This is a genomic window from Mesorhizobium sp. L2C084A000 (assembly GCF_000502875.1).
Classification (GTDB): Bacteria; Pseudomonadota; Alphaproteobacteria; order Rhizobiales; family Rhizobiaceae; genus Mesorhizobium.
The window spans coordinates 155,530-173,919 of the sequence record NZ_AYWX01000013.1 but is presented as its reverse complement, the minus strand read 5'-3'; the positions used below and the strand labels follow the sequence as shown (position 1 = coordinate 173,919).

The following is an 18,390-nucleotide window of genomic DNA, read 5'->3' as shown; positions in this document are numbered from 1 at the left end:
ACGAAGGCGTGGTGGGCCGCCCGCGTTACGCAGAGCGCACGCCTCGCGGGCGAGGGCCGCTAGATGGACACCTTCCGCGACAAACTCATCCCCGTCACCTCGATCCTCGCTGGGGTGGTCGTGCTCTGGTATGTCTTCGCTGTCATCCTCAACACACCGTTCCAGCGCGATCTCGACCGCCGTGCCAATGAGACCTCCACGTTCAGCGAACTCATCGGCAAGACGTTGTCGCAGCCGAAGCCGACATTGCCGGCGCCGCATCAGGTGGCGGTGAATTTCTTCGAGAACACCTTCCTGCGGCCTATCACCTCGAACCGCAGCCTCGTCTACAATGCCTGGGTGACGCTGTCGTCGACGCTGCTCGGCTTTGCCTTCGGCACGGCGCTCGGCATCATCATTGCGGTCGGCATTGTCCATGTGGCGACGCTCGACCGTAGCCTGATGCCGTGGATCATCGCCTCGCAGACCATTCCCATCCTGGCAGTGGCGCCGATGATCATCGTCGTGCTGGGGGCGATCGGCATCAGCGGCCTGATCCCGAAGGCGATGATCTCGACCTATCTGTCGTTCTTCCCGGTGACTGTCGGCATGGTGAAGGGGCTGCGCTCGCCCGAGATCATGCATCTCGACCTGATGCACACCTACAATGCCAGTCGTGCGCAGACCTTCTGGAAGTTGCGCGTGCCGGCCTCGGTGCCGTTCCTGTTCACATCGATGAAGGTGGCGGTCGCGGCAAGCCTGGTCGGCGCCATCGTCGGCGAACTGCCGACCGGCGCTGTCGCCGGCATCGGCGCCAAGCTTTTGGCCGGTGCCTACTACAGCCAGTCCATCGACATCTGGTCGGCGCTGGTTGCTGGGTCTGTGGTGGCGGCACTTCTGGTCATGGTGGTCGGCATTGCCGGGCGCCTCGTCGACCGCGCCATGGGCGGGAGGCCGGCATGAACCGGCTGAAACCCTCCTGGCAAGCGGTGCTGGCGATCACGCTGTGCTTGATCGCTGTGGCGCTCGGCCCGATCGCCGCGCCGAAAGTCGATGCACTGGCGCAGCCTTCAGGGACGTTGATATACCCCTATGTGGCGACGAACTGGCTGATCTTCGGCGTGCTGCTTCTTGTTGCCTTGATCACGATGGCCAGAATACCGTCCGTCGTCGAAGCGGTTGTGCTTTTCATCGGCGCACATCTGGTCGCCTGGCTGCTGATTGGCGGCATCGCCGGCTTCGAGGGCCTGGCACGGGCGCCCTATTTCCTGCTGCTCACGGGTGCCTGGCTGCTTGGCTGGCGCTGCGTGGCGGTGCTGTCATCATTGCGTCCCTTCGCCAAATGGGCTCGCACCGCGCTGCGCCTGATCATCCCGGCCATCTTCGGCGCCTGGATACTGATCATCTGGGAAGCGGTGACGCGCGGGGCCGGCATACCCTTCATCCTGCTGCCGCCGCCAAGCGCCATCGGCGCACGCATTGCCGGTTCGCTGCCGGTGCTCGGCGCCGATATCAGGCAGACCATTTTCAAGGCGGTGATCTTCGGCTATGTGGTGGGCAGCGGCGCCGGCTTCATCACCGCGGTCCTCGCCGATCGCGTGCCGTTCCTGCGGCGCGGCCTCTTGCCGATCGGCAACATGGTCTCGGCACTGCCGATCATCGGCGTCGCCCCGATCATGGTGATGTGGTTCGGGTTCGACTGGCAGTCCAAGGCGGCGGTGGTCATCATCATGACCTTCTTCCCGATGCTGGTGAACACGGTCGCCGGCTTGGCCGCCTCCGGCCACATGGAGCGCGACCTGATGCGCACCTATGCGTCGGGCTACTGGCCGACGCTGCTGAAGCTCAGGCTGCCGGCAGCCGCGCCCTTCATCTTCAACGCGCTGAAGATCAACTCGACGCTGGCGCTGATCGGGGCCATCGTCGCCGAGTTCTTCGGCACGCCTGTCGTCGGCATGGGCTTCCGCATCTCGACCGAGGTCGGGCGGATGAACATCGACATGGTCTGGGCCGAAATCGCAGTTGCAGCACTTGCGGGTTCGGTCTTTTATGGCGTGGTCGCTCTTGTCGAAAGAGCCGTCACGTTTTGGCATCCCTCTGTCCGTGGTGGATAGGGGCGGTGGGTTTAGGGCACTAACTTCAGAGGGTAAAAAAATGAAAAGACTGATTATTCCCGTTCTGGCCGGCGCGATGTCGCTCGCCGCGTTCCAGGCAATGGCCGCCGACAAGGTGACGTTGCAACTGAAATGGGTCACGCAGGCCCAGTTTGCCGGCTACTATGTCGCCAAGGCCAAGGGTTTCTATGAGGCCGAAGGTCTCGACGTCGACATCAAGCCGGGCGGTCCCGATATCGCGCCCGAGCAGGTGATCGCCGGCGGCGGCGCCGATGTCATCGTCGACTGGATGGGCGGTGCGCTGGCTGCCCGCGAAAAGGGTGTGCCGCTGGTCAACATCGCCCAGCCGTTCAAGAAGGCCGGCATGGAACTGGTCTGCCCGAAGGACGGCCCGATCAAGACCGAAGCCGACTTCAAGGGCCACACGCTCGGCGTCTGGTTCTTCGGCAACGAGTATCCGTTCTACGCCTGGATGAACAAGCTCGGCCTCAAGACCGACGGCGGCCCGGACGGCGTCACCGTCTTGAAGCAGAGCTTCGACGTGCAGCCGCTGATCCAGAAGCAGGCGGATTGTATCTCGGTCATGACCTACAACGAGTACTGGCAGTTGATCGACGCCGGCTACAAGCCCGAACAGCTGACCGTGTTCAACTACTCGGCCATGGGCAACGACCTGCTCGAGGACGGGCTCTATGCGTCGGAAGACAAGCTCAAGGACCCGGCTTTCGAGGACAAGATGGTGCGTTTCGTGCGCGCTTCGATGAAGGGCTGGAAATACGCCATCGACAACAATGACGAGGCAGCAGGTATCGTCATGGACGGCGGCGGCCAGGACGAAAACCATCAGAAGCGCATGATGAGCGAAGTCGCCAAGCTGATCGACAATGCCGACGGCAAGCTCGACCCGGCAACCTACGAGCGCACCGCCAAGGCGCTGCTCGACCAGAAGATCATCACCAAGGAGCCGACCGGCGCCTACACCACCGCCATCACCGACAAGGCAGTGAAGTAAGCCTAGTTAGCAACATTTCGATCTCGAAAACGGCGCCTCTGGTCAGAGGCGCCGTTCTTTTATGGTGTTCATGACGAAGCTGGTTTCGATCGAGGCGACGCATTTCAGCCGCGCGATCTTTTCCTTGATGAAGCGCTCGTACTGTTCGAGGTTTCCCGTCACCACCTTCAGCACATAGTCGCGTGAACCGGTGACGAGGTGGCATTCCAGCACCTCTTCCCAGCCGCGGATCGCGTCCTCGAACATCACGATCTCGTCTTCGTTCTGACGGCTGAGCCGGATGGTGGCGATGGCGACCATGCTCCAGCCAAAGGCTGAGGGATCGACCAGCGTGGTGTAGCCCCTGATAATTCCGGTCTCCTCCAACCGCCGCACCCGCCTCAGGCAGGGCGATGGCGACAGACCGATCCGCTCGGCAAGCTCGTGGTTGGTGATGCGGGCGTCGGCTTGCAGCTCACGCAGGATCTTGCGGTCGAAATCGTCGGCTATCTTCTGCTGCACGTTCGGTCTCTCCGGGCAATTTGTTGCGGGAATGCAGCCATGAGAGCCCCAAAATAGCAAGAACTGGTGGAACAGGATCGCATAAATTGCCGTTCAATATTTCACTCGAACAGGCAGGAAAGATCATGACCGCGCCACGCCCGTCGAAAACCCATATCGGCAACCACAAGCTCCACCCGCAGACGCTGATGCTGAGCTATGGCTTCGATCCGCAGCTTTCGGAAGGCGCGGTCAAGCCGCCGGTGTTCCTGACCTCGACCTTCGTGTTCAAGTCGGCGGAAGAAGGACGCGACTTCTTCGATTACACCTCCGGCCGCAAGGAGCCGCCGAGCGGCACGGCGTCCGGCCTGGTCTATTCGCGCTTTAACCATCCCAACAGCGAGATCGTCGAGGACCGTCTGGCGATCTATGAAGGGACGGATGCCTGCATCCTGTTTTCATCAGGCATGTCGGCGATCGCCACGACACTGCTCGCCTATATCAGGCCGGGCGACGTCATCCTTCATTCGCAGCCGCTTTACGGCGGCACCGAGACGCTTTTGACGCGCACGCTCTCCGGTTTCGGCATCGGTGCTGTCGGTTTCGCGGACGGCGTCGACGAGACGGCGGTGCGCACGGCCTCCGACGCCGCCGTCGCGAAGGGCCGCGTGTCGGTCATCCTGATCGAGACGCCGTCAAATCCGACCAACAGCCTGGTCGACATCGCGCTGATGCGCAAGATCGCCGACGAGATCGGCGCGAGCCAGGGGTCGACGCCGATCGTCGTCTGCGACAACACGCTGCTCGGCCCGGTGTTCCAGCGGCCGATCGAACATGGCGCCGACGTGTCCGTCTATTCGCTGACCAAATATGTCGGCGGCCATTCCGACCTGATCGCGGGCGCCGCCATGGGCGGCAAGGCGGTCACCAAGCCGATCAAGGCGCTGCGCGGCGCGATCGGCACGCAGCTCGACCCGCATTCCTGCTGGATGCTCGGCCGCTCGCTGGAGACGCTGTCGATCCGCATGGAGCGGGCCAACGACAATGCGCGGCTGGTCGCCGAATTCCTGCGCGACCATGCCAAGGTCGAGAAGGTGCATTACCTGCCGTTCCTGGGCGAGGACACGCCGGCTGGCCGCACCTACAGGGCGCAATGCACTGGTGCCGGCTCGACCTTCTCCTTCGATATCAAGGGCAGAGAGAAGGCGGCTTTCGCCTTTCTCAACAACCTGCAGATATTCAAGCTGGCGGTGAGCCTGGGCGGAACGGAGTCCTTGGCCAGCCACCCCGCGGCCATGACGCATTCGGGCATACCCTTCGAGGTGCGCGAGCGCATCGGCGTGCTGGAGACCACGGTCAGGCTGTCGATCGGCGTGGAGCACCCGGACGATCTGATCGCCGACCTGACGCAGGCGCTGGCGGCGGTCTGACGCTCCCCGTATCCGGGGTATCGCGCGGTCCATTAGTTTGCACGTAAGTGTTACTCGCGCGCAGCCATTCGCTCTTATAAGCGTTGTGCCGATACATCCGCGCGCCGGGGAGCCGTGGCTGGATGTCATCAGCAAACGGAGATCCTCATGCGTATCCAATCCTTGGCGCCGATGCTTTCGGCACTGGCCATCTCGGCGTCCTTCCTTACGGCAGCGCCGGCCCTGGCCGAGACGGTGAAGCTGAAAGCGACGCTCGACGGCGCCCAGCAGAACCCGCCGGTGACCACAAAAGGCAAGGGCACCGCAGCTCTTACCTTCGACACGGCCACGAAGAAACTCAGCTGGAACGTCAAATATTCCGGCCTCAGCGGGTCGGCGACCGCCGGGCATATTCACGGCCCAGCCGCGATGGGTGAAAACGCCGGGGTGGCGATCCCGTTCAAGGGCAAGCTCAAGAGCCCGATCAAAGGGTCGGCCGTGCTGACCGACGCGCAGGCCGCCGACCTGATGGGCGGCAAGGATTATGTCAATTTGCACACGGCAGCCAACAAGGACGGCGAAATCCGCGGACAGATCGAGGCCGCGAAATAGCGCAAGCCGCATGACGAAAAGGGGCGGGCGACCGCCTCTTTTTTTGTTTGGACTACGCCTTGTCGCGTATCTGCGTCATCGTCTTGGTCGGCGTGATCGCTTCGGGGTCGAGGCGGATTTCCACGATCGCCGGCTTGCCGCTGGCGCGGGCACGTTCGAAGGCGGGAGCGAAATCGGCGGTCTTGTCGACCGTTTCGCCATGGCCGCCATAGGCGCGGGCGAGAGCCGCGAAGTCGGGGTTCTTAAGATCGGTGGCGACGACGCGGCCGGGATATTCGCGCTCCTGATGCATGCGGATGGTGCCATAGATGCCGTTGTTGACGACGACCACAATGATAGGCAGGTCATACTGCACGGCGGTGGCGAATTCCTGCCCGTTCATCAGGAAGCAGCCGTCGCCGGCGAAGGCGACCACGGTGCGCTCCGGAAACAGCTCTTTGGCAGCGACGGCCGCAGGCGTGCCATAGCCCATCGAGCCCGATGTCGGCGCACCTTGAGTGGCGAAGCGGCGGAAGCGGTGGAAGCGATGCACCCAGGTCGCGTAATTGCCGGCGCCGTTGGTGAGAATGGCGTCGTCGGGCAGCATCTTTTCGAGGTAGTTCATGATCGGGCCCATCTGGACCGAGCCGGGGCCGCCTTCCGGTGGCGTCGACCAGTCGAGATAGGAGGCATGCAGCTTTGGTGTCTCGGCTGCCCAAGTCGGCTCAGAGGCCGGCTTGCGCTTGGCGAAAGCGTCGATGAAGGCAGAAGGCGAGGCGTTGATCGCCAGTGTCGGCCTGTAGACGCGGCCGAGCTCGCCAGCGTCGGCATGGACATGGACCAGTGTCTGGTCGGGGTAGGGGCTTTTCAGCAGCGTGTAGTCCGAGGACGGCATTTCGCCCATGCGGCCGCCGATCAGGAGCACGAGATCGGCCTGCTTGATCGCTGTGGCCAGCTTGGGGTTGATGCCGATGCCGACATCGCCGGCATAGTTCGGATGTAGATGATCGAACAGCATCTGCCGGCGGAAGGAACAACCGACCGGCAGCGACCACGCCTCGGCGACCGTGCGCATTTGCGCCACCGCCTCGGCGTCCCAGCGCGTGCCGCCGAGGATGACGAACGGCCGCTTGGCCTTAGCCAGCAGCTTTTCCAGCGCATCGAGCTCCGCTTCGCCCGGCCGTGTCTCAACCGGCGTGTGCGGCAAGGCGATAGGTGCTTCGACGATGCTGGTCAGCATGTCTTCGGGCAGCGAGATCACCACCGGGCCGGGCCGGCCCGATGTCGCCACCGCGAAGGCGCGGGTGACGAATTCGGGGATGCGCGAGGCGTCGTCGATCTCGACCACCCATTTGGCGATATCGCCGAAGAACCTCTTATAATCGACCTCTTGGAACGCTTCACGCTCCTTGGCGTGGCTGGCGACCTGGCCGATGAACAGGATGACGGGTATAGAATCCTGCATGGCGATGTGGATGCCGGCCGAGGCGTTGGTGGCGCCGGGGCCGCGGGTGACGAAGCAGATGCCGGGCTTCCCGGTCAGGCGGCCGTGGCAATCGGCCATCATCGCGGCACCGCCTTCCTGGCGGCAGACGATGGTGCGGATCGCAGAATCGTGCAGCGCGTCGAGCACCGCCAGATAGGATTCACCCGGCACACAATAGATGCGGTCGGTGCCGTTGGCTTCGAGCGCGTCGACGATGAGTTGTCCGCCGGTCTTCATTGTCCAGACTTCTCCAGTTCGGCAAGGATTTCTTGCGTGTGCTCGCCCAGGCGCGGCGAGGGGCGCTCATAGACCAGCGGCGTGCCCGACATCACCATCGGCGCACGCACCGAAGGCAGAAGATTGCCATGGCCGTCGTCGAGATCAAGCCGCATGCCGCGCGCGATCGTCTGCGGATCGGCAAACATCTGGCCGATCGTGTTGATCGGGCTCGCCGGCACGCTGGCCGCTTCCAGCTTGGCCAGCAGCGGATCGCGGTCAAAAACCTTCAGCGCCTCGATCATGCGCTCATGCAATTTCACCCGGTTGGCGACCCGGGCGGGGTTGGTGGCGAAGTCGGGATTGGCAGGCAGGTCGCCCAGTCCGACAGCGGCGCAGAATTTGGCGAACTGGCCGTCATTGCCGACCGCCAGGATGATGTGCCCATCCCGGACCGGCACCACCTCGTAGGGGGCGATGTTCATATGCGCATTGCCCATCTGCACCGGCGATTTGCCGGAGACGAGATAGTTCAAATTCTGGTTGCCGAGCGCCGAGATCTGGGTGTCGAAGAGCGCCATGTCGACGTGCTGGCCTTCGCCGGTTTGTTCGGCATGGCGCAATGCTGCCTGGATGGCGATGACCGAATAGAGGCCGGTGAAGATGTCGGAGATGGCGACGCCCGCTTTTTGCGGCTCGCGGCCGACCTCGCCGGTGATCGACATCATGCCGGCCATGGCCTGGATGATGAAGTCGTAGCCGGCGCGCGGCGCATAGGGTCCGTCCTGGCCGAAGCCGGTGATCGAGCAATAGACGAGGCGCGGGTTGATCTTGCGCAGGCTGTCATAGTCGAGGTCGTATTTCTTCAGACCGCCGAGCTTGAAGTTCTCGATCAGCACGTCCGAGGTGGCGACCAGCCGGCGCACGGTCTCGGCCCCTTCCGGTGTCGAGAAATCGATGGCGATGGAGCGCTTGCCGCGATTGCAGGAATGGTAATAGGCGGCCGACAGGTTCTCGCCGTCCTTGCCCATGACGAAGGGTGGCCCCCATTTGCGGGTGTCGTCGCCGCCATCGGGGCTTTCGACCTTGATGACATCGGCGCCGAGATCGGCAAGCAACTGCCCGGCCCATGGCCCGGCAAGGATGCGGGCGAGTTCGACGACGCGGACGCCTTTCAGCGGGGGCTCAGCCATGGATCACCGTGGTTGCCGCAATCACCGTGACTGCTGCGAAAGCAGAGCCTCTATCAAGCCCTGCAACGGCTGTCACGGCTCTTGCAATGGGCCAATCCGTCACGCTTTGAGGACTTTGTCGGCCCAGGCGGCGAAATCATCCATGATGATGTCGCGATTCACCTCGTTCAGGCTTTCGTGGCGGGTGTCGACGTAAACCTTTGAAACCAGATTCGAAAAGCCCATCGCGCGCATGCGGCTGGCAAGATGCGTGATCCCTTTGCCATAATCCGAGGCGGGATCTCTTTCGCCGCCGACGATGCTGATGGGCAGGTCGCGCCGGATGCCGGCAAAGCCGGCATCCTTGCCGCCGTTCAGCGCCATCGAGACCACATCGCGCCACATCGATACCGAGGCATCCCAGCCGCAGAGCGGATCGGCGATGTATTTCGCCACTTCCGCCTCGTCGCGCGACAGCCAGTCGAACAATGTGCGGTGATTGGGCACCGCCTTGCCCCAGGCCTGGAAGGTGAGCTTCGGCAGCAGACGCGATGGCACGTCGGAGCCGAGCCGCATCCGTTCCCAGGCAAGGATGCCCAGCGCCACCTGTCCGAGCAGGCCTTCGGAGAAATTGCCGTTCCAGATAGCGGCGGCATGAATGCGCGGCGAGTGGCGCAACAGGTAGTTCAGCGCGACCGACGCTCCCATCGAATGACCAAACAGGATGACCGGTCTGTTTGGCTGTTCGCGGGCGATAAGATCATGGATGGTGCCGATATCGGCTATCACCTTGGCCGGGCCGTCGCTGGCGGCGAACCTGCCGAGCGGCGCGTCGGGGGCCTTGGTCGCGCCATGGCCGCGATGATCGTGGACATAGACATCGAAGCCGCGGGAGCCAAGAAAATCGGCAAAGCGGGCATAGCGCGCTGCGTGCTCGGCCAGGCCATGATTGATCTGGACGACGGCGCGTGCCCGGCCATCGGCCTGCCTGACGAAAAGATTGAGCTCGGCACCGGTTGGGGAGCGAACCACGCGCTGCTGGCTGAATGACATGCCGCTCGGTCCCGCCCTTGCATTATCGTCGTTGGCTTTGTTTGCGCCGGCCCACATTATGCGTCAATCCAGCAAACCCGCTTTTCGCGACGATGTTTCTTGCGTTTGGCCAGCAAAATATCGCAATTCTGACATGGAGACAGCTTCAGTCTGTCGCCCACTTGTCCAGCCGAGGATTTTCCATGCGCATTGGTGTCGTTTTCGGATTGGCCATGCTGGCCGCGTCGCTGGCCGGTGCCGCGCGTGCCGACGTCAAGATGAGCGGCTCCTTTGTGGCCGACGCTGCCTGTCCGGCAACGCAAGCCATCAAGAACGGCAAGAACCCCGGCAATGTCTCGACCGATGCCGGGCAGAGCTATCAGCTGCTTGCCGGCAACAAGGATACGCCGACGCATTATCTCATCCTGGTGCCGGGCGCCGATCCGGAGCGCCGCTGGGTGAAGGTCAGCTGCGGCCACGTTTCCGGCAGCAGCGCGGCGACCGTGCCGGCCGCACCTGACGGGCAAGGCAAGCCGGCGGCATCGGGGAAACCCGAATACGTCTTCGCGCTGAGCTGGCAGCCGGCGTTTTGCGAGACAAAGTCGAACAAGACCGAATGCAGGGCGCAGAGTGCTGGTGATTTCGACGCCACGCATTTCACCTTGCACGGTCTCTGGCCGCAGCCGAACGGCAATTTCTATTGCCAGGCGACGGCGAGCGACAAGGCCAACGACAATCCGGCCCACTGGAAAGACCTGCCGCCGGTCAATCTTGACGCCAACACCCGCACGGAACTCGATCAGGTGATGCCTGGCACGGCCTCCCACCTCGATCGGCATGAATGGATCAAGCACGGCACCTGCTACGGCAAGAGCCAGCAGGACTATTTCTCCGATGCGCTCAACCTGATGCGCGCGGTGAACAGCTCGCCGGTGCGCGAACTCTTTGCCAAGAACATCGGCGGCAAGCTGACGGCGGACCAGATCCGCGGCGCTTTCGACACTGCCTTCGGGGCGGGAGCAGGGGATCGCGTGCGCGTTTCCTGCGTCATCGATCCGTCGAGCGGCAGGCGGCTGATCGGCGAACTGACGCTCGGCCTCGCGGGTCCGATCGGGCCCAACAGCTCGCTTAAGGATCTGCTGCTGGCTTCGGTGCCGACCAACAAGGCCGGCTGCCCGACAGGCAATGTCGACGCGATCGGCTTCCAGTAACTCTCAACAGAGATACCGGACTGTCGCGCTGCCGCGCCCTGGTGCTATGCTGCGAGCGCATCATTCTGGCGGGGGCGGCAATGGATGGCATGACGAGCAGCGCGCTGGCGCGGCTGGCTTTCTGGGCCANCAAAAGTGTCCTGGCAGATCAACCGCATCATGCTGGTCATGTGCGGCTTGCTGGTGCCGGGCATCCTGCTGTTCATTGCCTACGATATCCAGGCCGGGCCGATCATCACGGTGCTGAAATGGCTGGCGATCGCGCTGATGGCGGTTTCGACCGTGACGGGCTTTCGACGGCAGAGGAATTCGTAACGAACTAGATCTGTGCGGATTTGGTCCGCGCAGCGGCTGTGTCGGCTTCTTGGCCGCCCGGCTCGCCGACGACGCGATCGCGGCCGGTCGACTTCGCCTTGTAGAGACGCTGGTCGGCAAGCGCGAACAGGTCGGCAAGGCAGCGCGTGGTTTCGCTGACGCTGGAAACGCCAGCGCTGACGGTGAGCTCGAAGCGACTGGTGGCGGCCGAGCCCTTGACCGCGTGGCGAATGCTTTCGCCGAACAGCCTGGCGACCGAGTGCGGACGCGAACTGAGGATGGCGAATTCCTCGCCGCCGATGCGGAACACCTGGTCCTCGGCGCTTGCCGTCTCGCCAAGCAGGGCCGCGACCGCCTTCAACACCTTGTCGCCTTCGGCATGGCCGAAACGGTCATTGATCGATTTGAAATGGTCGACATCGATGATCAGCAGGCTGAGCGGCCTGGCGGTGCGCAGGCTGGCCTGGACGGCGGCTTCACCGTCGGCGTCGAAGCGCCCGCGGTGCAGCAGGCCGGTCAGGCCGTCCCGCCCGACATGTTCGACCAGCGCTTCGTAGCGTTCGCGATAGGTCAGCGTATCGAAGATATCGGTCAATCCGCGCGGCGCGGTGACTTGGCGCTCCTCGAACCATTTGAGATAGGCGACGAGCATGGTGCTGAACGTCACCGCCGCCGCCATCTTGGCGAACCAGCCGCCGAAAAAGACGGCTATCGGCGCGCCGGCAACGAAATGCAGGGCGGTGAAAAACCCGGCCTGGTCGAATGTCAGCACGCAAGCGACCGAAATCAGGATGCGCGCGAACGGCGCCTTGCGCAGATAACGCCCGAGCTTTTCATAAAGCAGGATGATCAGGATGGCATCGACGAACAGCAGCGTCGTGCCCCACACCATCAGCCAGCCCATCTGGTCGATGAAGCCGATGTCTGGGAGCCTGCCGTCGGGAAGTGCCGCGATGACGTGCAGGCGCAGCAGCAGCACCAGCCCGATCATCAGCGCATTGCCGAGCAGCAGGCCGTAGATCGGCTGACGCACAGTTGCAGCGTCCTCTTTCATATAGAGCAGCAAAAGCATCACCAGCTTGCCGGAAAACAGCACCGCCGAGCCAGGCGAGACCATGCCGAACGGCAAGGCGACATAAAAAACGCTGGCGAGGTAGGTCTCGAGGAAGTGCATGACACCGAGCGCGCAGATGAACACGCCGAGGCCGATGCGCCTCCGGAAGCGGAAAAGCGTCACCATGACGCTGAAATAGACGACCGCTTCGGCAAGGAGCAGGAAACTGTTCAGCAATGCCGTCGACCCGATCTCTTTCTCGAAATCGCGAATAGCGAGCGATTCCACTCCGATCCTGTTTTGACGCCGAAGAGTTAACCGGAGATTTCAGCACGCTTCGTGCTGGTGGAAAACTTCGGCGGTTGGCGGACACTTCCGCGTGTGACCGGGCAGATATGGCAAAAGCGATTGCCGTTCGCCGCCGCATCGCCTACATAGCGGCCAACCTCCACTCAATTCGACAGATCCAGTCAGTTTTCTGGGCCAGTCAGTTTTTTTCAGGGAAAGCGCGCGTGGCACGCCAGTTCATCTATCACATGGCCGGCCTCAACAAGGCCTATGGCACCAAGAAGGTGCTCGAGAATGTCCATCTCTCCTTCTATCCCGACGCCAAGATCGGCATCCTCGGCCCCAACGGTTCGGGCAAGTCGACGATCCTCAAGATCATGGCCGGGCTCGACAAGGAGTGGAACGGCGAAGCCTGGCTGGCCGAAGGCGCAACCGTCGGCTACCTGGCGCAGGAGCCGGCGCTCGATCCGGACAAGACCGTGTTCGAAAACATCATGGAAGGCGTCGCCGCCAAGACCGCGATCATCGAACGCTATAACGAATTGATGATGAACTACTCCGACGAGACGGCCGACGAGTCGGCCAAGCTTCAGGACGAGATGGACCGGCTCAACCTGTGGGATCTCGAACAGCAGGTCGAGATGGCGATGGAAGCGCTGGGCTGCCCGCCCAAGGATTCGGAAGTCACCAAGCTTTCGGGCGGCGAGCGGCGCCGCGTCGCGCTTTGCCAACTCTTGCTGCGCCAGCCCGACCTTTTGCTGCTCGACGAACCGACCAACCATCTCGACGCCGAAACCACGGCGTGGCTGGAAAAGCATTTGCGTGCCTATCCGGGCGCCGTGATGATCATCACCCACGATCGCTACTTCCTCGACAACGTCACCGGCTGGATCCTCGAACTCGATCGCGGCCGCGGCATTCCCTATGAGGGCAACTACACCAAATACCTCGAAGCCAAGGCCAAGCGGCTCAAGCAGGAAGGCCGCGAGGACGATGCCCGCCAGCGCGCCATCGGCCGCGAGCGCGAATGGATCCAGTCGAGCCCGAAGGCCCGCCAGACGAAGTCCAAGGCGCGTATCCAGGCGTTCCAGGATCTTTTGGATGCAGCCGACAAGCGGCGTCCGAGCGATACGCAGATCGTCATCCCGCATGGCGAGCGGCTCGGCAATGTGGTGATCGAGGCGGAAGGCCTGTCGAAGGGCTTTGGCGACACGCTTTTGATCGACGGCCTGGAATTCAAGCTGCCGCCCGGCGGCATCGTCGGCGTCATCGGCCCGAACGGCGCCGGCAAGACGACGCTGTTTCGCATGATCACCGGCCAGGAAAAGCCGGATGCGGGCTCAGTGCGCGTCGGCGAAACGGTGAAGCTCGGCTATGTCGACCAGAGCCGCGATGCGCTCGATCCGTCAAAGACGGTATGGGAAGAGATTTCCGGCGGCGCAGAAGTGGTCAAGCTCGGCAAATTCGAGGCCAACACGCGTGCCTATTGCGCGTCGTTCAACTTCCGTGGCGGCGACCAGCAGCAGAAGGTCGGCAATCTGTCCGGCGGCCAGCGCAACCGCGTGCATCTGGCCAAGATGCTGAAGACCGGCGGCAATGTGCTGCTGCTCGACGAACCGACCAACGATCTCGACACCGAAACGCTGGCGGCACTCGAAGACGCGCTGGAAAACTTCGGCGGCTGCGCCGTCATCATCTCGCACGATCGCATGTTCCTCGATCGCCTGGCGACGCACATCCTCGCCTTCGAGGGCGACAGCCATGTCGAATGGTTCGAGGGCAATTTCGAGGATTACGAGCAGGACAAGATCCGCCGCCTCGGGCCGGATGCCGTCAACCCGCACCGCATGACCTACAAGAGGCTGACGCGGTAAGGGGTTTTCCGGGCGGCGAATTCTCAAGAAGACGTGAGGAGTTCACATGGCTGATTGGTCCGCCGCCCAATATCTGAAATTCGAGGACGAGCGCACGCGGCCCGCGCGAGACCTGGTGGCACAGGTGCCGGTGGACTTCCCGCGCCGGGTCGTCGACATCGGCTGCGGGCCGGGCAACTCGACCGAGCTGCTCGTCGAGCGCTGGCCGGATGCGCAGGTGAGCGGCTTCGACACTTCGCCCGACATGATCGAGAAGGCGAGGGCGCGTCTGCCCGAGGTCACCTTTGATCTGGCCGATGCCTCCAAATGGCAGCCGGCGGAGCCGGTCGACGTGATCTTCGCCAATGCGGTGTTCCAGTGGCTGCCCGAGCATCCCGCTGTGTTCCAGCGGCTGATGGGTTTTCTTGCGCCAGGCGGCGCGCTGGCCATCCAGATGCCCGACAATATGGGCGAGGACTCGCACCGCCTGATGCGTGAAACCGCCGCCGAAATGCCGTTTGCCGAAAAGCTCAAGGGCGCGGCACGCGGGCCGTTGCCGCCGGTGTCGTTCTATTATGATCTTCTGTCGCCGCTCAGCGATCGGCTGGATATCTGGCACACCATCTACAACCACCCGCTTGCCGATGCGCAGGCGATCGTCGAATGGGTGAAGTCGACGGGCCTGAAACCGTTCCTCGATCCGCTGGGTGCCGATGAGCGGACGCTGTTCCTCGAATGTTACACGGCCAAGATCGCCAAGGCCTATCCGAAGACGGCTGATGGCAAGGTGCTCTTGCGCTTTCCGCGCATTTTCATTGTCGCAAAACGAGCTTGATTATCCGTGTTGCGCGGCGTCTTAGGGCCGCTTGGCTTTGCCTGTGGCCATGTCAAGGATCGGCTTAAGTCGGCCCAGATCTTTGGTTTAAGCCGGCGTAAACCGCCTCGGTGAGAAAACTGTTGCGCCGGAGCATTCCGGCGCCCACATGAAGCCGCAGCGCCTGCGGATGGGACGGACTGGACATGCATCGCGTCATCATCAGCGGCATCGGCGTTGAAATCCCCGAACCCACAATCACCAATGAAGAACTGGTCGCCAGCTTCAATGCCTGGGTCGACACGGAAAATGCGCGCCGCCAGGATACTGGCGAGCCGCCGCTGCCGAAATCGGACAGCGACTTCATCGTCCACGCCTCGGGCGTGCGCACCCGCCATGTCATCGAGCGCGAGGGCATTCTCGATCCGACCCGGATGGCGCCGCGCATTCCGGCGCGGCCCGACGACGCGCTGTCGCTGGAGGCGGAGTTCGGCATCGCCTCGGCGAAGAAGGCGCTCGACCACGCCGGGCTGCAGCCGTCGGATATCGACCTGGTGATCTGCTCGGCCTCGCATCACCAGCGGCCCTATCCGGCGATCGCCATCGAAATGCAGGAGGCGTTGGGCACCAAGGGCGCCGGCTTCGACATGGGGCTTGGCTGTTCCTCGGCCGCGGCCGCGTTGCACGTCGCCGTCAACCTGGTGCGGTCGGGCGCGCACAAACGCATCCTGGTGACGACGCCCGAGATCATCACCGGCCATCTCAATTTTCGCGACCGGCAGACGCATTTCATCTTCGGCGACGCTTCGGTGTCGATGGTGGTCGAAGGGCTGGCCAAGGGCGACAAGCGGCCGGGCCGCTTCGAGGTGCTCGACACGCGCGTGTGGACGCAGATGTCGAACAACATCCGCACCAATCTGGGCTATCACACCCGCACCGCCCAGGAAGATCCTTACATGATCAATCTGGAAGGCAATCTGATCAAGCAGGTCGGCAACAAGGTGTTCAAGGAAGTCACCGTTGCCGGGCAAAAATTCATCGTCGAATTCCTCGCCGAGCACGGGCTGACGCCGCAGGCGATCAGGCGCTTCTGGCTGCATCAGGCCAATGCGCGGATGAATGCGATGATCCTGAAGCTGTCGTTCGGCCACGAAGTCGACCACGATCGCGCGCCGATGGTGCTGGAGCGGCTGGGCAACACGGCGGGCGCCGGCGCCATCGTCGCGCTGTCGGAAAACCACGCCGACATGAAACCCGGCGATTTCGGCCTGATCTGCGCCTTTGGCGCGGGGTATTCGATAGGCGGCGCGCTGTTGCGGATGCTCTAGCTATGTCGATATTCAGGTGAGGCCGCCCGGCGAATAGCAGCTTCCTGCGCTTCCCCGGCTCGGCCTGACCTGAATCTCAACACACCTTGGCGCGCAATACGTCTTGTTGCGTCAGGCTGGTGCGAACGGCACCAGAATCGGCCTGGCGATCGCCATCCCATCGGTGACGTTGATCGGACGATCAGCACTTTCGACTGGACGCCGCGAAGTCCGCCCGGCTAATTCGCTGGATGACGAGAGAAAAGAACGCCATGCTGGATCTCTTCCCCGAGGCTGAAAAGCCGATCGAAATCATCCCCGCGCGAAAGCTTACCGCCAAGGCGGCAGCGCTTTACGTGGCGCCGGCGGATCATTTTCAGACGCGCCCGGTGGACGAATTGCGGCTGGGTTTCGACGGCATATCAGGCGATTTCCATGCCGGACCGACACGGCGCTCGGGCGGGCGCGAGCCCTGGTATCCGCGCGGCACGGAAATGCGCAACGAACGGCAATTGTCGATCGTGGCGGCGGATGAACTCGCCATCGTCGCCGAGCGCATGGGCCTGGCCGAGATCAAGCCGGAATGGATCGGCGCCAATCTGGTGATCGAAGGCGTGCCGAATCTCTCCATGCTGCCGGCCGGCACGCTGCTGTTCTTCAAGGGCGGTGTGACCCTTAAGGTCGACGCACAGAACGGACCGTGCCGCATCGCCGGCCGGTCGATCGCCGAGAATGCCGGAATGGCCGACGTCGAAGCCGGCGCGTTGCTGTTCCCAAAAATGGCGAAGCGGCTGCGCGGCGTCGTCGCCTGGGTCGAGAAGCCGGGAACGGTCAGGGCCGGCGAAGAAATCTCGGTGCGCGTTCCGGAGCAGTGGATCTATCGAGCCTGAGGGCAGGCTGCGCTGTCCAAGCAAAAGTGGCGGGCTCAATCCTTGCGGTTTTTCTCGAGGCCTTGCTGACTATCGGGGATAATTCACCTGAGACGACCACGCCGGATCCTCGTGCTTCTCCCAATAGAGCGCCATCAGCCGGCTGGTGATCGGTCCGACCTTGCCGTTGGCGATCGCCGCGCCGTCGATCTCGGTCACCGGCATGATGCCGCCCGCGGTCGAGGTGATGAAGACCTCGTCGGCCTCGCGCAATGCAGTGACGCTGACATCGGCCGCGGTGGCTGCAAGACCTTCTTCGGCGCACAGATCAAAGACAGTGCGGCGGGTGATGCCGGGCAGCACGCCAATGGAAGGCGTCGACAGTTTGCTATCCCTGACGCAGAAGACGTTGAAGCCCGGGCCTTCGGCGACATTGCCGTTGAAGTCGAGGATCAACGCGGTCTCGGCGCCGCGGTCATAGGCGTCGTAGAGACCGCGCACCAGATCGAGCCAGTGGTAGTTCTTGATCGCCGGGTCGATCGAGGCCGGCGGAATGCGCATCTTGTCGCTGATGGCGACACGCAGGCCGCGCTGCAACTGCTCGGCATTGGCGACCGAGCCGAACGGCACGGCGAACGCCATGAAGCGGTTGACCGCCTGGCGCGGGTCGCGGCTGAAAGTCGGCGAGGCGCCGCGTGTGCACAGCATTTCGACATAGGCGGCGTGATGACCGGACAGCGCCACGCAATTGTGCAGGATTTCTGTCACGCTGTCGCGATCGAAGGGAATGGTCATGCGCAGCTTTTCCAGCCCGCCGAAGAAGCGCTCGAGATGCAAATCGAGGCGGAAGAAGCGGCCGTTCCAGACATGCACGGTGTCGTAGGTTGCGTCGGAATGCAGAAAACCCCAGTCCAGCACCGAGATCTTGGCCTGCGACATCGGCAGGTATTGGCCGTCGAGGAAAGCGACCCCCTCGGGATAGGAGTGCGGGTCGACATGGCGGTCGTCGACGACGGGCGGTCGCTTCTCGTCCTGTGTTGCCATTGTCCGGCTCATCGGGGCCTCCTGTCACGCAGGCGAGAGGCTAGCGGCGCTGGGCAGAAGGCATAGAGCCACCCGCCCGGCGCTGTTCGGCCTCCATGACGATCTGGCCGATACATTCGATCGCGATTGCCCTATCGTTCCGGG

17 protein-coding genes are annotated in these 18,390 nt (G+C 63.0%); 11 read left to right on the top strand and 6 right to left on the bottom strand.

What is annotated here, in order from left to right; translation table 11 throughout:
• The first annotated feature begins 63 nt into the window (after positions 1–63).
• Genes X735_RS141705 through X735_RS141715 form a run of 3 tightly spaced genes read left to right on the top strand, consistent with a single transcriptional unit; the run spans position 64 to position 3,105 of the window.
• Positions 64–942, top strand: a complete 879-nt coding sequence (locus X735_RS141705; RefSeq protein ID WP_023813184.1) for an ABC transporter permease — start codon at positions 64–66, stop codon at positions 940–942.
• Positions 939–2,093, top strand: a complete 1,155-nt coding sequence (locus tag X735_RS141710; RefSeq protein WP_023813183.1) for an ABC transporter permease — start codon at positions 939–941, stop codon at positions 2,091–2,093. Before X735_RS141705 ends, X735_RS141710 begins: the two co-directional genes overlap by 4 nt.
• 40 nt (positions 2,094–2,133) lie before the next feature.
• Positions 2,134–3,105 carry an ABC transporter substrate-binding protein gene (locus X735_RS141715; RefSeq protein ID WP_013894623.1) on the top strand — a complete coding sequence of 324 codons (972 nt, stop codon included), beginning with the start codon at positions 2,134–2,136 and terminating at the stop codon, positions 3,103–3,105.
• Positions 3,106–3,147: 42 nt separating this feature from the next.
• Here the strand turns inward: X735_RS141715 and X735_RS141720 are convergent, their stop codons facing one another.
• Complete coding sequence (locus X735_RS141720; protein WP_023813182.1) at positions 3,148–3,606, bottom strand: Lrp/AsnC family transcriptional regulator; 459 nt, start codon at positions 3,604–3,606, stop codon at positions 3,148–3,150.
• 125 nt (positions 3,607–3,731) lie between these two features.
• Here X735_RS141720 and X735_RS141725 point away from each other — a divergent pair, with 125 nt between their 5' ends.
• Positions 3,732–5,015: a cystathionine gamma-synthase family protein gene (locus tag X735_RS141725; RefSeq protein WP_023813181.1), complete on the top strand. Its 1,284-nt coding sequence runs from the start codon at positions 3,732–3,734 to the stop codon at positions 5,013–5,015.
• 147 nt (positions 5,016–5,162) lie between these two features.
• Positions 5,163–5,606, top strand: coding sequence for a CHRD domain-containing protein (locus X735_RS141730; RefSeq protein WP_023813180.1), 444 nt, complete (start codon positions 5,163–5,165; stop codon positions 5,604–5,606).
• A gap of 52 nt (positions 5,607–5,658) precedes the next feature.
• Here the strand turns inward: X735_RS141730 and X735_RS141735 are convergent, their stop codons facing one another.
• The 3 genes from X735_RS141735 to X735_RS141745 form a co-directional block, all read right to left on the bottom strand.
• Positions 5,659–7,308, bottom strand: a complete 1,650-nt coding sequence (locus tag X735_RS141735) for a thiamine pyrophosphate-binding protein (RefSeq protein ID WP_023813179.1) — start codon at positions 7,306–7,308, stop codon at positions 5,659–5,661.
• Positions 7,305–8,480: a CaiB/BaiF CoA-transferase family protein gene (locus X735_RS141740; RefSeq protein ID WP_023813178.1), complete on the bottom strand. Its 1,176-nt coding sequence runs from the start codon at positions 8,478–8,480 to the stop codon at positions 7,305–7,307. Before X735_RS141740 ends, X735_RS141735 begins: the two co-directional genes overlap by 4 nt.
• 99 nt (positions 8,481–8,579) lie before the next feature.
• Positions 8,580–9,512 (bottom strand): alpha/beta hydrolase, encoded by a 933-nt coding sequence (locus tag X735_RS141745; RefSeq protein WP_023813177.1) that lies wholly within the window; start codon positions 9,510–9,512, stop codon positions 8,580–8,582.
• Positions 9,513–9,694: 182 nt separating this feature from the next.
• Here X735_RS141745 and X735_RS141750 point away from each other — a divergent pair, with 182 nt between their 5' ends.
• Both X735_RS141750 and X735_RS141755 read left to right on the top strand, forming a co-directional pair.
• Entirely contained in the window at positions 9,695–10,702 is a 1,008-nt protein-coding gene (locus X735_RS141750) for a ribonuclease (RefSeq protein WP_023813176.1), read from the top strand.
• Between the two features lie 135 nt (positions 10,703–10,837).
• The gene (locus tag X735_RS141755) at positions 10,838–11,017 is read left to right on the top strand and encodes a hypothetical protein (protein ID WP_023813175.1); all 180 of its coding nucleotides are present in this window, start codon (positions 10,838–10,840) and stop codon (positions 11,015–11,017) included.
• Between the two features lie 4 nt (positions 11,018–11,021).
• Here X735_RS141755 and X735_RS141760 read toward each other — a convergent pair whose 3' ends face one another.
• Positions 11,022–12,308 (bottom strand): GGDEF domain-containing protein, encoded by a 1,287-nt coding sequence (locus tag X735_RS141760; protein ID WP_023813174.1) that lies wholly within the window; start codon positions 12,306–12,308, stop codon positions 11,022–11,024.
• Between the two features lie 275 nt (positions 12,309–12,583).
• Here X735_RS141760 and ettA point away from each other — a divergent pair, with 275 nt between their 5' ends.
• The 4 genes from ettA to X735_RS141780 all read left to right on the top strand — a co-directional run bounded on the left by ettA (position 12,584) and on the right by X735_RS141780 (position 17,223).
• Positions 12,584–14,233 (top strand): energy-dependent translational throttle protein EttA, encoded by a 1,650-nt coding sequence (gene ettA / locus X735_RS141765; protein WP_013530923.1) that lies wholly within the window; start codon positions 12,584–12,586, stop codon positions 14,231–14,233.
• A 46-nt stretch (positions 14,234–14,279) separates the two neighbouring features.
• Positions 14,280–15,047, top strand: a complete 768-nt coding sequence (tam, locus tag X735_RS141770) for a trans-aconitate 2-methyltransferase (protein ID WP_023813173.1) — start codon at positions 14,280–14,282, stop codon at positions 15,045–15,047.
• Between the two features lie 185 nt (positions 15,048–15,232).
• Positions 15,233–16,354, top strand: a complete 1,122-nt coding sequence (locus X735_RS141775; RefSeq protein WP_023813172.1) for a beta-ketoacyl-ACP synthase III — start codon at positions 15,233–15,235, stop codon at positions 16,352–16,354.
• 251 nt (positions 16,355–16,605) lie between these two features.
• The gene (locus X735_RS141780; protein WP_023813171.1) at positions 16,606–17,223 is read left to right on the top strand and encodes an MOSC domain-containing protein; all 618 of its coding nucleotides are present in this window, start codon (positions 16,606–16,608) and stop codon (positions 17,221–17,223) included.
• A gap of 69 nt (positions 17,224–17,292) precedes the next feature.
• Here X735_RS141780 and X735_RS141785 read toward each other — a convergent pair whose 3' ends face one another.
• Positions 17,293–18,258, bottom strand: coding sequence for a D-amino acid aminotransferase (locus X735_RS141785; protein ID WP_023813170.1), 966 nt, complete (start codon positions 18,256–18,258; stop codon positions 17,293–17,295).
• Between the last annotated feature and the right edge of the window lie 132 nt (positions 18,259–18,390).

Coding starts and splice junctions, on each gene's coding strand:
- X735_RS141705 (WP_023813184.1), top strand. CDS start 64: ATGGACACCTTCCGCGACAAACTCATCCCCGTCACCTCGATCCTCGCT.
- X735_RS141710 (WP_023813183.1), top strand. CDS start 939: ATGAACCGGCTGAAACCCTCCTGGCAAGCGGTGCTGGCGATCACGCTG.
- X735_RS141715 (WP_013894623.1), top strand. CDS start 2,134: ATGAAAAGACTGATTATTCCCGTTCTGGCCGGCGCGATGTCGCTCGCC.
- X735_RS141725 (WP_023813181.1), top strand. CDS start 3,732: ATGACCGCGCCACGCCCGTCGAAAACCCATATCGGCAACCACAAGCTC.
- X735_RS141730 (WP_023813180.1), top strand. CDS start 5,163: ATGCGTATCCAATCCTTGGCGCCGATGCTTTCGGCACTGGCCATCTCG.
- X735_RS141735 (WP_023813179.1), bottom strand. CDS start 7,308: ATGAAGACCGGCGGACAACTCATCGTCGACGCGCTCGAAGCCAACGGC.
- X735_RS141740 (WP_023813178.1), bottom strand. CDS start 8,480: ATGGCTGAGCCCCCGCTGAAAGGCGTCCGCGTCGTCGAACTCGCCCGC.
- X735_RS141745 (WP_023813177.1), bottom strand. CDS start 9,512: ATGTCATTCAGCCAGCAGCGCGTGGTTCGCTCCCCAACCGGTGCCGAG.
- X735_RS141750 (WP_023813176.1), top strand. CDS start 9,695: ATGCGCATTGGTGTCGTTTTCGGATTGGCCATGCTGGCCGCGTCGCTG.
- tam (WP_023813173.1), top strand. CDS start 14,280: ATGGCTGATTGGTCCGCCGCCCAATATCTGAAATTCGAGGACGAGCGC.
- X735_RS141775 (WP_023813172.1), top strand. CDS start 15,233: ATGCATCGCGTCATCATCAGCGGCATCGGCGTTGAAATCCCCGAACCC.
- X735_RS141780 (WP_023813171.1), top strand. CDS start 16,606: ATGCTGGATCTCTTCCCCGAGGCTGAAAAGCCGATCGAAATCATCCCC.
- X735_RS141785 (WP_023813170.1), bottom strand. CDS start 18,258: ATGAGCCGGACAATGGCAACACAGGACGAGAAGCGACCGCCCGTCGTC.